10 protein-coding genes are annotated in these 12,241 nt (G+C 69.7%); 7 read left to right on the top strand and 3 right to left on the bottom strand.

The window, feature by feature from the left end; translation table 11 throughout:
• The first annotated feature begins 277 nt into the window (after positions 1-277).
• Entirely contained in the window at positions 278-1,633 is a 1,356-nt protein-coding gene (locus tag WBA97_RS19195; RefSeq protein ID WP_424232228.1) for a diacylglycerol/lipid kinase family protein, read from the top strand.
• 137 nt (positions 1,634-1,770) lie between these two features.
• Positions 1,771-2,220, top strand: coding sequence for a DUF7144 family membrane protein (locus WBA97_RS19200; protein ID WP_424232229.1), 450 nt, complete (start codon positions 1,771-1,773; stop codon positions 2,218-2,220).
• Positions 2,221-2,366: 146 nt separating this feature from the next.
• Here the strand turns inward: WBA97_RS19200 and WBA97_RS19205 are convergent, their stop codons facing one another.
• A complete protein-coding gene (locus tag WBA97_RS19205) occupies positions 2,367-4,202 on the bottom strand; it encodes a glycoside hydrolase family 15 protein (RefSeq protein WP_424232230.1) in 1,836 nt (611 codons plus the stop codon).
• Between the two features lie 192 nt (positions 4,203-4,394).
• Between WBA97_RS19205 and WBA97_RS19210 the strand changes: the two genes are divergently transcribed.
• Together WBA97_RS19210 and WBA97_RS19215 are read left to right on the top strand one after the other, a co-directional pair.
• A complete protein-coding gene (locus WBA97_RS19210; protein ID WP_424232231.1) occupies positions 4,395-4,964 on the top strand; it encodes a potassium channel family protein in 570 nt (189 codons plus the stop codon).
• Between the two features lie 143 nt (positions 4,965-5,107).
• Positions 5,108-5,578: a hypothetical protein gene (locus tag WBA97_RS19215; RefSeq protein WP_424232232.1), complete on the top strand. Its 471-nt coding sequence runs from the start codon at positions 5,108-5,110 to the stop codon at positions 5,576-5,578.
• A 28-nt stretch (positions 5,579-5,606) separates the two neighbouring features.
• Here WBA97_RS19215 and WBA97_RS19220 read toward each other — a convergent pair whose 3' ends face one another.
• Positions 5,607-5,831 (bottom strand): hypothetical protein, encoded by a 225-nt coding sequence (locus tag WBA97_RS19220; protein WP_424232233.1) that lies wholly within the window; start codon positions 5,829-5,831, stop codon positions 5,607-5,609.
• 203 nt (positions 5,832-6,034) lie between these two features.
• Here WBA97_RS19220 and WBA97_RS19225 point away from each other — a divergent pair, with 203 nt between their 5' ends.
• From WBA97_RS19225 to WBA97_RS19235, 3 genes are all read left to right on the top strand, one after another.
• A complete protein-coding gene (locus WBA97_RS19225; RefSeq protein ID WP_424232234.1) occupies positions 6,035-8,659 on the top strand; it encodes a LuxR C-terminal-related transcriptional regulator in 2,625 nt (874 codons plus the stop codon).
• 83 nt (positions 8,660-8,742) lie between these two features.
• Positions 8,743-9,228 (top strand): DUF1269 domain-containing protein, encoded by a 486-nt coding sequence (locus WBA97_RS19230; protein ID WP_424232235.1) that lies wholly within the window; start codon positions 8,743-8,745, stop codon positions 9,226-9,228.
• 209 nt (positions 9,229-9,437) lie between these two features.
• Positions 9,438-11,942 carry a LuxR C-terminal-related transcriptional regulator gene (locus WBA97_RS19235; protein WP_424232236.1) on the top strand — a complete coding sequence of 835 codons (2,505 nt, stop codon included), beginning with the start codon at positions 9,438-9,440 and terminating at the stop codon, positions 11,940-11,942.
• Between the two features lie 6 nt (positions 11,943-11,948).
• Here the strand turns inward: WBA97_RS19235 and WBA97_RS19240 are convergent, their stop codons facing one another.
• Entirely contained in the window at positions 11,949-12,236 is a 288-nt protein-coding gene (locus tag WBA97_RS19240) for an amphi-Trp domain-containing protein (RefSeq protein WP_424232237.1), read from the bottom strand.
• Positions 12,237-12,241 lie beyond the last annotated feature (5 nt).

The raw sequence follows: 12,241 nt of genomic DNA on the forward strand, positions 1-12,241 counted from the left end.
GCGACGAACACCGACGGAGTCACGACCGTCGCCATCGGGGCGGCGGGATCGTGGAAGTGCACCCTGCGGACCGGTCTGAGCCGGTCGGTCCGCAGTCCACTGTCGAGCTCACCCATCGCGTGCCTCCAACTCGTCGCCGACGACGGGAGGTTCGCGCGCGGGTGCGCCTCGCTGCCTCCCCTGATCCGGGTGAGTCTCCGGTGTCATCCAGTGCGGATGACGACACCGAAGGACGTCGGCGGGCATGGTGTCCGTTTCGGGGAGAAGGCGGTGTGTGATGGGCATCGATTCCGGTGAACGGCCGATCTCGACCGGCCGGCGTTGCGCCGCCGCCCTCGCGCTGCTGGCGTTCGCCTGCGCCGTCGCGATCGTCGCCGTGGGTCTCGCGCGGCATCCGGTCGCGCTGCCACTTGCGTTGGTGCTGCTCGCCGTCGCGGTGATGGCCGCGTGGTGGGCGCTGGTACGCCGAGGGGTCCGGCGGGTCGTCGGCGCGGCGGTCGCGGTCGCCGCGCTGGTCGCGATCGCGCTGTTGCCGGACGCGATGCCGTTGGTGCTGCTCGCGGTCGTGATCGGCCTCGTGGTCGTCTCGACCGGCGCGGCGGGGGTGGCCATCGGGCGGGACCTTGCTCCGACGGCACACGTCAGGAAGGTCGAGCCCGCGCGCAACGGCGTCCTGTTGATGAACCCCCGGTCCGGGGGCGGCAAGGTGGCGCGGTTCGGGCTGGTGGACGCGGCGCGGCGGGCCGGCGTCACCCCGGTCGTGCTCGGCAGGGACGACGACCTGCGTGCACTCGCCGAACAGGCGGTCGCGGACGGCGCCGACGTGATCGGCATGGCAGGCGGGGACGGGTCCCAGGCGCTGGTCGCCGACGTGGCGAGGCAGCACGACGTCGCGTTCGTGTGCGTGCCCGCCGGTACCCGCAACCACTTCGCGCTGGATCTCGGCCTCGATCGGGACGATGTGGCGGCGGCGGTCGGCGCGTTCGGGTCCGCGGTCGAGCGGCGGATCGACCTGGCTCAGCTCGGTGACCGTGTCTTCGTCAACAACGCCTCGCTCGGCGTGTACGCGACCGTCGTGCAGTCGCAGGCGTACCGCGACAACAAGCTCACCACCGCGGCCCGGCTGCTTCCCGACCTGCTCGGCCCCGGCACCGAACCGCTCGACCTCCGCCTGGCCAGGCCGGACGGTTCGACGGTCACCTCCGCCGACGTCGTGCTCATCTCCAACGGCGCGTACCGGCTGCGGAGCCTCAACGGCTTCGGGACCCGTGCGCGGCTGGACACCGGTGTCCTCGGCGTGGTCACCGTGACGGTGGATCGAGCGCTGGACCTGCCGACCCTGATCGCCGCCGAGGTGGCGGGCCGGATCGACCGGTTCCGCGGCTACGAGGAGTGGACCGCGCCACTGCTCGAGATCGACTCAGGGGAGCCGCTGGTCGACGTCGGTGTCGACGGCGAAGCCCTCCGGCTGCCCGCGCCGCTGCGGTTCCGCTCCCTGCCCGGCGTGCTCCGGGTCCGCACCCCGGTGGACGCGCCTGGCGGCGCGGTCATGCCCGCCGGACTGGGCAAGGTGTGCACGGCTCTGCTCCGGGTGCTCACCGGAAAGCCCACACGCAAGATGGCGCGCGAATAGGGCGCGGCGGGCGCCGCCATGCCCAATTCGCGCGCCATCTACGGCGCCTAATCATCTGCTGCGGGCGAGGCGCGGGCCGGTCAGGGCGCAACCAATAGGAGCACAGTCGACGGTTTCACCCGATCGAGGAGAACGCCATGACCAAGCTCTCGCAGACCGGTGGTCATTCGAGGTCCCACAGCTCCAGGTCCGGTGACCTGATGATGAGAACCCGCTGGACCGGCTGGGTCTTCTTCGCCGCCATGATGCTGATCCTGCTTGGTTTCCTCCAGGCGATGGAAGGGCTCATCGCGCTGTTCAACAGCGACTTCTACGTGGTCGGGCCGGAGGGTTTCGTCATCGACGTGGACTTCACCGTCTGGGGCTGGGTCCTCCTGATCCTGGGCGCCGCCGCGGTCGCCACCGGGTTCGGCCTCATGGCGGGCAACATCGTGGCCCGCGTGGTCGGCATCGCCTTCGCCATGCTCAGCGCGATCGCGAACCTCCTGTTCCTCCCGGCCTTCCCACTCTGGGGCGCCCTGGCCCTGACCGTCAACGTCATCGTCATCTACGCAATCGCCGTACACGGCCGAGAAGTAAAGAACTAACCCACACAACCCCGCGAGTCCACGCTTCAGAACCCGCGAGTCCACGCTTCAGAACCCGCGAGTCTTCGGTTCGGGACCCGCGAGTCTTCGGTTCGGGACCGCCGAACTGACGTTTCGCGCATCGGGCCGGAGACGAACCTGACGTCCTACAGCGGCGCAGGCGCCGCGTCCAGCGCGGCGTCGAGGGTGATCGCCGCGTCGATGAGCGCGAGGTGGGTGAACGCCTGGGGGAAGTTGCCGATCTGCTCACCGGTCAGTGCGATCTCCTCGGAGAACAACCCGACGTGGTTGCCGTAGGTCAGCATCTTCTCGAACGCGAGCCGGGCGTCGTCGAGCCTGCCCATCCGTGCCAGCGCGTCGACGTACATGAAACTGCACAGGGAGAACGTGCCCTCGTTGCCCTTGAGCCCGTCCGGCGAGGCGGCCGGGTCGTAGCGGTAGACGAGGCTGTCGGTGACCAGCTCCCGCTCCATCGCCGCCACCGTGGACACCCACATCGGGTCCTGGGGCGCGATGAAACCGACGCTCGCCATGCGCAGCAGGGAGGAGTCGAGCACCTCGCTGCCGTACTGCTGGACGAACGCCCCCCGCTGCTCGCTCCAACCGCTGTCCATGACCTGGCCGTAGATCGCGTCTCTCGCCTCGGTCCAGCGGCCGACGGCGCCGGGACGTCCATGCGTGGTGGCGAGGCGGATGCCGCGGTCGAACGCGACCCAGCACATCAGCCGCCCGTAGGTGAAGGCCTTGCGACCGCCACGCGTCTCCCAGATCCCTTCCTCCGGTGTGTCCCAGTGGTCGGCGAGCCAGTCCAGCAGGCCGCGGACCGCCTGCCAGCCTCGGTGCCCCAGCTGGAAGCCCCGCCGGTCGGCGAAGTAGATGCTGTCCAGTGCCTCGCCGTAGATGTCGAGCTGGAGCTGGCCCGCCGCGCCGTTGCCGATCCGGACCGGCCGGGAGCCGCGGTAGCCGGACCAGTGGTCGACCGTCTCCTCCTTGAGGTCGGCCGAACCGTCCACCCGGTACATGATGTTCAGCGGGCCGTCCTCACTGCTCACGTGTTCGGCCATCCGCTTGCCGAGCCACCCGGCGAACTGCTTGGCCTCGTCGGTGAAACCCAGGCGCAGCAACGAGTACACCGAGAACGACGCGTCCCGCACCCAGGTGTAGCGATAGTCCCAGTTTCGCTCACCGCCGATCTGCTCCGGCAGGCCCGCGGTCGGCGCGGCCACGATGCCGCCGCTGGGGGCGTAGGTCATCAGCTTGAGCGTGATGGCCGAGCGGTGCAGCGTCTCCCGCCACCGGCCGGTGTAGGTCGACTTGGCGACCCACGCCCGCCACCACGCGACGGTCTCGTCGAACTGCCGCCGGAACTCGGCGACCCGGATCTCCCTCGGCGGCCCCGCCGCGGCCGACTCGAGCACCAGCCCGCGCACGTCACCCTCCGCGAGGTCGACCGACATGCGCAGGTCGTTCCCGTCGACGCGGGCCTTGGCCAGGCGTTCGTCGTCCGGTTCGCGCACCGAGTGCAGCGTCAGCGACAGCGCGCCGGAGGTGAACACGGCGCCCTGCTCGGTCAGCTCCGTCCGGTGCTCGGCGCGCCCGTAGTCGAACCGGGGGGCCACCTCGATCGTGAAGCTCATCCGGCCACGCACGCACCGGAGCATCCGGACGAGCCGGTGGTTGCCGGTCGCCTCCGGCGGCGATGGCGGCATGAAGTCGACGACCTCGCCGACGCCTGCCTCGGTGATGAACCGCGTGACGAGGACGGCGGTGTCGGGAATGTACATCTGCTTCGACTCGTAACCGCCCCGCGCCGGGCGGATGGCGAACCGGCCGCCACGCTCGTCGTCCAGCAACGCACCGAACATGCTCGGGGAGTCGAACCGAGGGAGGCAGAACCAGTCGATCGCGCCGTCCGTGCTGACCAGCGCCGCCGTCTGCAGGTCTCCGATCAGCCCGTGTTCCGCGATCGCCGCCTCAGTCATGGCCGACCTCCGTGCTCGTCGTCGTGCGCTGTGCCGTCGGCGACATCGTGCGCGGCACCGGCGGTGGGTGGGGTCACCCTGGTGAGGTGATGCGCGCCGATCACGCACCCAGAACCGTTGACGGATGATGGAAACGGACTCCGTTGGCGCACTGCTGCCGGAAGGGGACCACTGGCACGACCCCACAGCCCCGTGACGAAACGACAGTGGGCGGACCGGACGCGGGGCGAGCGCAGGCGGACGGTCGCGATGTCGCTGCTGCGGTCAGCGGCCGTCGTCGCGGCACTCCTGGCCGCCTACTACCTGGCACCGCTCGACCGGCCCCTCGACGTGGGCACGGGGCTCCGGTTCCTGCTGGGTCTCGGGGCACTCGCCGTGATCGTCCCCTGGCAGGTCCGCGGCATCCTCGCCGCGGACAACCCATGGCTGCGGACGGTTCAGGTGGTCGGGATCGGGCTCCCGCTGCTGCTCGTCCTCTTCGCCTCGACCTACATCATCATCGCCGCCAACGTGCCGGACGCGTTCACCGAACCACTCAGCCGCACCGACGGGCTCTACTTCACGATGACCGTGTTCGCCACGGTCGGCTTCGGCGACATCACGCCGCGCACGGAGCTCGCGCGGATCATCGTGACCGTCCAGATGGCCGTGGGCCTGATCGCGGTCGGAGTGGTCGCGAAGGTCCTGTTCGGCGCCGCGCGGATCTCCTCGACACAACGATCACAGGTCGCCCGCCGACTCGACGACGAGCCGGACGAGTGACGGACTCGCCGAGTTCCGTCCGGACGCGCCCGCCGGGCGTCACGAGGCTCGGACGTCACCCCGCACATGTGATGCGCGCACGCTCCCGAAGCCGGACAATGGCGAATTTTCAGGCACTGTTTACGAGAAATGAGGTGGGGGCAGTGGCCACATGGCGACAGTCCGGGCTCGCGTTGGTGTTCGTCGGTGTCGTCACGCTCACCGGGTGCCAGACAGCGGGTACCGGCGACGACTCGGCCGCCTCCAGCACGGCCGCGACCAGTTCGACACGCACCTCGGTGTCGGCGCCGCCGGGGACCACCTGCGCGAACGTCGTCACCCAGGGACAGACGTTCGGCACCGTCGTCGGCGAGTTCGTCGGCGGCTCGGCGACCATCGATCAGGTGCGATCGGCGGCGACGGACCTGTCCGACGCGCTGACCGAGGCCGGATCGAGCGCCAAGGCCGACGCGGCCGCGGCGTTCGACGACGTCAACGCCGAGCTCGACCAGCTGCTGACCGCGCTGCAGGCGCAGCCGGTCGACCGCGAGGGAGTGCGCACCGCGTCGATCGGCGTGCTCAGTGGGCTGGGTGACGCGGTGGCCCTCTGTGAGCCGGCACCGACGTCGTCGTGAGGCAGGTGGTCGTGGCGCGGGTCGTGGCTCAATCGGTCTCGTCGGGGATCCGCTGCACGGAGACGATCTGCAGGCCGAGATTTTCCAGGTTCGCCAGGATCCCGTGTAACTGCGCCTGATCGGTCACCGCGCTGTAGATGATCGTCTCCGGCGGAGCCACCAGTATCCGGACCTCACTGAAGTCCCCGACCGCCTGCTGGGCAAGCTCGGACAGCCTGCCGCTTACCCGGAACTCATACTGTCTCCGCGGCATCGGCGCACCTCCCTCCGCCGCCGTTGCGACGTCCAGTGCATGGCCGTCACCGTCAGCTTGATCGCTGGCACCACAAGCACGGTGGTCCGCCCTTCTGGCACGTCCATCACCCGCAGGTGGTGAAGTAGCCGAATCGACTGGCCGTTCGCCACGCGTACATGCGACGGTGGAGATCCACGCGGCGTTCGGCGAGGAGGCGCATCATGTCGAGCGCACCGGTGACCGGACGGCGGGGAGTGCCGAGGACCAAGCTGACCGTCCCGGAGCCGCCGTCACAACTGATCTCGCGGCCTCGCCTGCTCACCGTGCTCGAACGGGCAAGCGACTCGATGGTCACCCTGGTCAGCGCACCGGCGGGAGCGGGCAAGACGTTGTTACTCGCCGAATGGGCGCGCGCCCACGACGCGAGCCGGATCGTCTGGGTGTCGCTGGACACCGACGACAACGAGGACCACCGGTTCTGGTCGGCGCTGCTCGACGCGCTGTCCGGGGCCTGGCCGGTGGCCGAGGAGTGCCCGCTGTGGCACCTGACGGTGCCCGCCGACCCGAGCATGGACCCGACGTTCCTCGCCGACGTGGCCAACGCGCTCGACGACCTGCCCGCCCCGGCGCTCCTGGTCCTCGACGACGTGCACGAACTCACCGACCCGCGACCACTGCGCGGGCTCGAGTCCCTGCTGCAGCGCCAGCCGGCCCGCCTGCGACTGATCCTGTCCACCCGGCACGACACGCACCTCCCGCTGGCGCGGGTACGGCTGGCCGACGAGCTCAGCGAGATCCGCGCAGAAGACCTCAGGTTCTCCCCCGACGAGGCACAGGACATGCTCGCCGTCACCGGGATCCGGCTGCGATCCGAGCAGTTCCGCCTGCTCCTCGAACAGACCGAGGGGTGGGCGGCCGGGCTGCGGCTCGCGTCGCTGTCGTTGTCCGGCACCATCGACCACGCCGTCCACGACCGCGCGGTGGCCGACTACCTCATCGACGAGGTGCTGCTCCGGCTGTCCTCGGACCTGCGTGCCTTCCTGAGCGCCATCAGCGTCTGCGAGCAGACCTCCGCAGAGCTCGCGGCCCACCTTTCCGGCCGGGCCGACGCCGGCGCGCTACTCGACGCGATCGCCGAACAGACCTCGCTGGTCTTCCGGGTCGAGTCGACCCACTGGTACCACGTGCACGCGCTGCTCCGCGCCCATGTGCTGAGCGAGCTCGTCCGGCAGTACCCCGGCAGGGCCACCCAACTGCACGGCGCGGCGGCCGCCTGGTTCGCCACCCACGATCTGCCAGCACTCGCGGTCGACCACGCCGCCGCGGCCGGGGACACGGCACAGGCGACGACACTGATGCACCGGCACGCCCTGTCGCTGGCACTGAGTGGCGAACACGAGCTGGTCCGCCGTGTCCTCGACATGCTCGGCGGCCAGACGGTAGCCGCCGACAGCCTGCTCTCACTCGTGTCGGCCCTCCTCCACCTCGAACAGCACGAGCCCCGGCCCGCCGACCGCGACCTCGCGCACGCGGAAGCCGCCTGGCCTCCCCAGCCGCCTCCGGAGCTCGTGTCGTTGCGGCAGCTGGTTCGCTCCCGCCAGGCCCTCGACACCGGCGACATCGCCGACTTCGTCAAGGTCACGGGGGGTTTGGACAGCGCACCGGGACACCACCTCGACGCACCGACGATGTTTCTGCGCGGCACCGCTCTGCTCGTCACCGGGCGCCGGGAGGCCGGTCGTGAACAGCTGCGTGCCGGGCTCGCGACGGCTCGCGACGCCGGCCACGACTACCTCGCGACGCAGTGCCTGACGATGCTCGCCGGGCTGGCCGGCATGGAGGGCGACCTCACCGCGATGGTCACGATGGCCACCGCGGCGGACCGGGAGAACACCCGGCACGGCTGGCACCCGCCGGTGGCCGCGTCCGCCATGCTCGCCTACGGCGCGCTGCTGCACGCCGAACCCGCCGAGTGCCTCCGGCAGGCGCACCGAACGGTGTCCCGGGGCCAGGACAGCGACCCGATCGGCACCTCAGGGCTGCATGTCGTGGTCGAGACGCTGCGCGGGGCCGCCGAGTTCGAGTTGGGCGAACGCATCGCCGGGGCGCGCCGCATCCATGAGGCACGCACAAGCGGGAACCTCCTCCGGTTGTGGCCGGAGGAGGTGGCGTTGTGCGCGGTCCTCGAGCATCGCACGGCGTTGCTGCTCGGCTGGAGCGCGGCGGCGGGTGAGGCACTGCGATGGGCTGACGCGGGCATCCCCGGCACGGCCGAGATCCACCTGATGCGGGCCAGGACGCAGCTCAGCCAAGGCAGGCGCGAGGCCGCCGCGAAGACGATCCAGCCGGTACTCACCGGCGCCATCTCGCCGGTGATGCCATGGTCGGTGATCGACGCGTGGCTGCTGTCCTGCGAGGTCGCCCTCGGTGCCGGAGACGACCCGTCCGCCCAGCGCACGCTGAGACATGCGCTGACACTGGCCCAGCACCTCGACGTGCTGTATCCGGTGGTCTTCGCGGCACCGGACGTCATCAACCTGCTGACCACGCAGTTGGGCAGGCTCGGGCGGGTCGAACGGTTCGCCGACCGCGTGTTCACCCTGCGCCGCGCGCTGGACGTGGCGCCCGTGACGCCGCTGACGCCCAGGGAGCACGCGGTGCTGCGCCTGCTGCCGACGCTGCGCTCGCTCGAGGAGATCGCCGAGGACCTCACGGTGTCGGCGAACACCGTCAAGACCCACGTCCGGGCCATCTACGCCAAGCTCGGCGTCACCCAGCGGCGCGACGCCGTCGCGGTCGCGTTCGAACACGGGCTCCTCGAGAACGGCCGGCCCCAGAGCCGGTGAGCCCGGTTCACCCGGTGAGGGCGAGCCAGGACGAAGCGGCCGGGTGGATCGTGGTGGCCTTGGTCCCGACCTCAGGAGACACGATGGCAACGCTCACAGTTTGGCGATTCGACACCGCGACCGGCGCTGACGAGGACGCGGAGACGCTGCGGATGCTGTCCAAGCAGTCGCTCATCACCATCATCGACGCCGCGACGGTCTCGTGGCCTGCCGACGCGAAGAAGCCGAAGACACGGCAGATGCACAACATGACCGGTGTGGGCGCGATGGGAGGAGCGTTCTGGGGAATGCTGTTCGGCCTGATCTTCTTCATGCCGCTGCTCGGCATGGCCATCGGCGCGGCCACCGGCGCCCTCGGCGGCTCCCTTCGCGACGTCGGCATCGACGACGACTTCATCAAGAAGGTTCGGTCGGAGATCACGCCAGGACGGTCCGCACTGTTCGTGCTCTCGCAGGACGCGGTCATCGACAAGGTGCGGGAAGCATTGCACGACACCCGGGGTGAACTACTGTTCACCAACCTGTCCAGTGAGCAGGAAAAAGCACTGCGTGACGTTTTCGCGGAGTGATCACGGCCGGGTGAAAAGGACTTCGTACCCTGGATCGTCGCAGGTAGCCATCATAGTGTCGGATCATGCGTCACAGCATTCGCGATGTTCGTCCGGTCCGGAAACTGTCGATCTCACGGGTGAAGAACGCTATTCCCAGGGTCCCCGCCAATTTCATTGTGCGAGCCAAGCAGCGTGACTCTCTCACCGATCTGGGTGCTGAATTCCCGGTGACGCTGGTGTGTGCGCCCGCCGGGTATGGGAAGACGTTGTTGCTCGCCGACTGGATCGAGGCCACCGGGTCGGCGGACAAGGCGTGGGTGTCGCTGGATGCCAGTGACAACGACACTGGCCGGTTCTGGACCGCGGTCCTCGCCGCGCTCCGCGGCTGCGCGGCGGTGCCGGCGTCGAGCGGGCTGCGGCACCTGGCCCCGCCCCTCGGCCACGACCCCGCCGGTGCCGCCGAGTTCGTCGCGGAGGTGATCGACGGGTTGGGGGCGCTGCCCGCACCGGTGTATCTCGTCCTCGACGACCTGCACGAGATCACCAGCACCGCGATCTGGCATGACATGGCCTCGCTGGTGCGCCACCAACCCAAACCGGTTCATCTGGTGCTGTCCACCCGCGCCGACCCGCCCCTGCCGATCGCCCGCCTCCGCCTGCAGGGCAGGCTGGGTGAACTCCGCGCAGAAGAACTCCGCTTCACCCACGAGGACACCACCGAACTCCTGCGCCGCGCCGGGGTCCACCTCGACCACGACCAGACCCGCAGGCTCCTCGACCAGACCGAAGGCTGGCCCGCCGGCCTGCGACTGGCCACCCGATCACTCCGCGAGGTCACCGACCACGACGCGTTCCTCACCGAGTTCGCAGGCAACGACCGCGCCATCGCCGACTTCCTCGTCAGCGAGGTGCTCCTGCGCCTGCCCCCCGACACCACCGAAGTACTCAGAATGATCAGCGTCTGCGACGAGGTCACCCCCACCCTCGCCGCCGCGCTCACCGGCCGCGACGACGCGGGCACCATCCTCGCCGGCCTCGACCGGGACAGCTCACTGGTCCTCGGCGTCGGCCCCGACCGCCAATGGTTCCGCACCCACCCCCTGCTCCGCGCCTACCTCCACGCCGACCTCACCCGCCAGCGACCCGGCACCGTCACCACCCTCCACGACATCGCCGCCACCTGGTTCACCACCCAGCACCAAGCCGACAAGGCCTTCGACCACATCACCCTGGTCCACGACCCCCACGACCTGATCAACCTTCTCCACCACCACGCCATCCCCCAACTCCTCACCGGCCACCACCACGGCGTCCACCACGCCCTCACCACCATCGGCCCACGCACCGTCAACCAGAACCCCTGGCTGAGCCTCATCGCCGTGCTCGCCGACGACCTCACCGGAAACACAGGAACGGTGAGCAGGCTCGAGAGTGTCGTGCTGCCTGCCGAACCGGACCATGACCTGGCCGCGCTGCACCTGCTGGTGACCACCACACACGCCCTCATCCACGGCCAACGATCCGACACCACCGCGGCGGGCTGGGCCGGCGTCCTCGCCACCCACGAAAACACCGACCTCGAAGCATGGGCGCGGCTTGGACTGGGCTGGACCCACCTCTGCGCAGGCCGACACACCCAAGCCCACCACGAACTGACCACCGCGACCCGGCTCGCCCGCGAACACGGACTCGACCACATCACCCTGCACGGTCAATCCGCGCTCGCCCTGCTCGCCGCCACCACCGGCGCCTTCACCACCATGACCCACGCCAGCACCGAAGCCGACCACCTCGCCACCACCCACCGCTGGCCCACCACCCCCTGGACCGCCGCCAACCACCTCATGATCGGCCTCGACCACCTCCTACGCCTGGACCCCCACGCCACCCTCGACCGGATGAGACAGGCCACCCACGTCCTCACCCACACCCCGCACCCACAACTCAGCTACATGGTCGAAACCCTCACCGGCGCCGCCTGCTACGACCTCGGCAACCACCAGGACGGCCTCTGGCTCACCCGCGCAGCCCGCCACGACCTCACCAACCACCACCTACCACCGGCCATCCTCACCACCGCCGCACTCCTCGAACACCGCATGACCCTCCACCTCGGCCACGACACCCGGCCCATCACCGACTGGACCCGCATCCACACGGGCGACACCGCCGAGCTCACCCTCATGCACGCCTGGACCGCCTACGCCCACAACGACCCCACCACCACCGAAACCCTCCTCCACCACCTCCACCGCGACACCCACCCCAGCCACAACCCCACCACCCCACTCGAAACCCACCTACTCCATACCGCCCTCCACATCCGCAACGAACAACGCACCAAAGCACGCAACACCCTCGACACCGCACTTACCCTCGCCGCCCCCAGCGGCCTCATCAGACCGTTCCACCACGCCGACCCCACCGTCCGCCAGCTACTCCTCGAGCAAGCAGGCAGCTACGGCAACACCAACGACTTCGCCACCACCGTCATCCACGCGCTGTCAGCCATCAACAACCCCCACAACCACACCCCCACCGACACCCTCACCAACCGGGAACACACCGTCCTCGCCCTGCTCTCCACACCGCAGTCCATCGACGAAATCGCCACCGACCTGTCCGTGTCGGTCAACACCGTCAAAACCCACGTCCGCGCCATCTACACCAAACTCGGCGTCAACACCCGCCGGGCCGCCGTCCTCACCGCGAGACAACACGGCATCCACTGAGCCGGATCACGCCTTCGAGCCGCGTGTCCGCCGCCGGGCGGGTGCCGCAGGTGCCGAGGGCGCCGCCTTACCGGTGTGCCACTTCAGTTCCACCTCGAGTTCGACCTCGTCACCGTCGATCTCGATCTCGACCTCGACGCGCACCTTGTCCGGGACGTGCACCTTCACCGTGCTGGCCCCCAGTGCGAACTCCACCGCCCCGCCATCGGCGAGTCCCTCGGCCAGCGCGGCGAGCCGCTTGGCCGCCTCCGCACGGGTGAGTGTTTCCTCGCGCTTGACCTCGATGTCCGACATGCCAG

The sequence above is a fragment of the Actinophytocola sp. genome (assembly GCF_049647105.1).
Lineage (GTDB): Bacteria > Actinomycetota > Actinomycetes > Mycobacteriales > Pseudonocardiaceae > Actinophytocola.